The sequence below is a fragment of the Sphingomonas sp. FUKUSWIS1 genome, from assembly GCF_000733135.1.
Taxonomy (GTDB): Bacteria; Pseudomonadota; Alphaproteobacteria; order Sphingomonadales; family Sphingomonadaceae; genus Sphingomonas; species Sphingomonas aerolata.
In genome coordinates, this window is sequence record NZ_JPJC01000148.1 from 1 (window position 1) to 2933 (window position 2933).

The following is a 2933-nucleotide window of genomic DNA, read 5'->3' on the forward strand; positions in this document are numbered from 1 at the left end:
GCCAGGGCGGTGGTCGCCCCGCCGGTGGCGGTCGCCCCGGCGGCCAGGGCCGCGGCGCCGGCCCCAGCTCGGCACGCTAAGGCCCCATGTCTTTGCCTCGCGGGTTTGCTATAGGCAGACCTGCGAGGAGAAGACTGATGGACGTCTCGAATACCCCGATCGCCGAACGCATCGCCCGCGTCCTGGCGGGCCAGCGGATCAGCGCCAATGCCGGCGGCGACACCGCCTCCGCGTCGCGCCTGATCGACGAAGCCTGGACCGACTATCTCCCCGACGCGCTCGCGGTCCTGCGCACCTTGCGCGAACCCGACCAGACCATGGCCGCCGCCGGCGACCCCGCCATCTGGGAAACCATGGTCCTCGCCGCGCTCAAGGCCGCCCGCCCGCAGACGGTGGTGCTGTAGCCGACGCCCCTCACTCCCCCTCGTCATCCTGACGAAAGTCAGGACCCAGAGCCAAAAGCGACCCCGCCCGTAACTCTGGGTCCTGGGTCAAGCCCAGGATGACGAAGAGGGCGGGAACCGCCCCCCCATCCGTTCGCCCTGAGCGAAGTCGAAGGGCCGGCCCCAAGTGCTTCGACTTCGCTCAGCACGAACGGAGCGTGAGAGCGCAATGGCACCCCCGCCCCCGTACGCACCCGAAAACCCCCAGACTAAAGCACGAACCGGCTAAGATCCGTATTCCGCGCAATCTCCTTCAGCTGGCTGTCGACATACGCCCCGTCGATCACCACGCTGGACCCGCCGCGATCCTCGGCATTGTAGCTGACGTCCTCGAGCAGCTTCTCCATCACCGTCTGCAACCGCCGCGCGCCGATATTCTCGACCTCGGCATTCACCTCCGCGGCGATCCGCGCGACCGCGGCGATGCCGTCCTCGGTGAAGCGGATCTCGACGCCTTCCGTGGCGATCAGCGCCTTGTACTGCAGCGGCAGCGACGCCTTGGTATCCGACAGGATCGCGACGAAATCCCCCTCGGTCAGGCCCTTCAGCTCGACCCGGATCGGCAGACGCCCCTGCAACTCGGGCAGCAAATCGCTCGGCTTGGCGACATGGAACGCCCCGCTCGCGATGAACAGGATATGGTCCGTCTTCATCGGTCCGTATTTGGTCGCGACCGTCGTCCCCTCGATCAGCGGCAACAGGTCGCGCTGAACGCCCTCGCGGCTCACCGATCCGCCGCGCCCGTCGCTGACCGCGATCTTGTCGATCTCGTCGAGGAACACGATCCCGTTCGCCTCGGCATCCGCCAGCGCGACGCGACTCACCTCGTCCTGGTCGAGCCGCTTGTCCGCCTCTTCCTCGACCAGCTTGTCCCACGCCGCGGTCACCGTCAGCTTGCGGCGCTTCAATTGCTGCCCGCCGCCCAGCGACTTCATCATCTCGCCGATGTTGATCATCTGCGGCGCGCCGCCGGGGATCTCGAACGGCGTGGTCGGCGTCTGCTCGACCTCGATCTCGACCTCGGCGGCGTTCAGATGCCCGTCGAGGAACCGCTGCTTGAAGCTCTCGCGCGTCGCGGTGCTCGAATCCTTGCCGACCAGCGCGTCGAGCAGCCGGCCCATCGCCGCCTCCTCCGCCTTGTCCTTCACCGCGATCCGCCGGCGTTCCTTCTCCAGCCGGATCGCCTCCTCGACCAGGTCGCGCGCGATCTGCTCGACGTCGCGGCCGACATAGCCGACCTCGGTGAACTTGGTCGCCTCGACCTTGACGAACGGCGCATCGGCGAGCTTCGCCAGCCGCCGGCTGATCTCGGTCTTGCCGCAGCCGGTCGGCCCGATCATCAGGATGTTCTTCGGCGTCACCTCGTCGCGCAGATCCTCGCTGAGCTGCTGGCGCCGCCACCGGTTGCGCATCGCCACCGCGACCGCGCGCTTGGCCGCGGCCTGGCCGATGATATGCGCGTCAAGCGCGGCGACGATTGCCTTGGGGGTAAGCTGGTCGTTCATGATCACTCTTCTTCGCCCCTCCCCTTCAGGGGAGGGGTTGGGGGTGGGGACTATCCGCGGGCGGAGCGCTTGATGAAGCCCCCCACCCCAACCCCTCCCCTGAAGGAGAGGGGCTTCCGGGTCTTCAGCTGGTCGAGTCCATCGACTCCACGGTCAGCCGGTCATTGGTGTACACGCAGAGCTCGCTCGCGATTCCCATCGCCTTGCGGCACAGCACCTCGGCATCGCTCTCATATTCGACCAGCGCGCGCGCCGCGGCGAGCGCATAGTTGCCGCCCGATCCGATCGCCGCGACGCCGTTCTCGGGCTCGAGCACGTCGCCATTGCCCGTCAGGATCAGCGTCACGTCCTTGTCCGCGACGATCATCATCGCCTCGAGGTTGCGCAGGAACTTGTCGGTCCGCCAGTCCTTGGCGAGCTCGACCGCGGCCCGGAGCAACTGCCCCTGATGCTGCTCCAGCTTGCGTTCGAGCCGTTCGAACAGCGTGAAGGCATCCGCGGTCGCGCCGGCGAACCCGCCGATCACCGACCCGTCGCCGAGCCGCCGCACCTTGCGCGCATTGGGTTTCATGACCGTCTGGCCCATCGAGACCTGGCCGTCGCCGATCACGACGACCTTGCCGCCGCGCCGGACCGAAAGGATGGTGGTGCCGTGCCAGACCGGCATGGCGTGGGGATCATTTGCACTCATGACCGCGATGTAGGGTGCGCTTTCGACCACGCAACGGTCCGTTGCACCGACCCCCTGCACCACCCCCTCACCCTCCCGCTCGTCTTCCCTGTCAGCTTCCCGGTTACCTTCCCCCTTTACGTCATCCTGACGAACGTCAGGATCCAGAGCCCCGAACGCCACGCGCGCCGCTCCGATACCAGTCCCGCTCACCGCCGCTTCCCCCACTCACGCGCCGCGGTATACCCCAGATACCCCGTCCCGAAGAGCGCGTAGAGCGGCTCGGGGATCGCCCCCAGATACGCCCCCACGCCC

3 protein-coding genes and 1 pseudogene are annotated in these 2933 nt (G+C 67.6%); 1 reads left to right on the top strand and 3 read right to left on the bottom strand.

What is annotated here, in order from left to right:
- Positions 1-137 precede the first annotated feature (137 nt).
- Entirely contained in the window at positions 138-404 is a 267-nt protein-coding gene (locus sphsw_RS09985) for a hypothetical protein (RefSeq protein ID WP_031440492.1), read from the top strand.
- 248 nt (positions 405-652) lie between these two features.
- Here sphsw_RS09985 and hslU read toward each other — a convergent pair whose 3' ends face one another.
- From hslU to sphsw_RS20885, 3 genes and pseudogenes are all read right to left on the bottom strand, one after another.
- A complete protein-coding gene (hslU, locus tag sphsw_RS09990; protein WP_031393589.1) occupies positions 653-1948 on the bottom strand; it encodes an ATP-dependent protease ATPase subunit HslU in 1296 nt (431 codons plus the stop codon).
- Positions 1949-2072: 124 nt separating this feature from the next.
- Positions 2073-2615 (bottom strand): ATP-dependent protease subunit HslV, encoded by a 543-nt coding sequence (gene hslV / locus sphsw_RS09995; RefSeq protein WP_081874259.1) that lies wholly within the window; start codon positions 2613-2615, stop codon positions 2073-2075.
- A 212-nt stretch (positions 2616-2827) separates the two neighbouring features.
- A pseudogene (locus sphsw_RS20885) lies at positions 2828-2933 on the bottom strand (3TM-type holin); the annotation flags it as partial.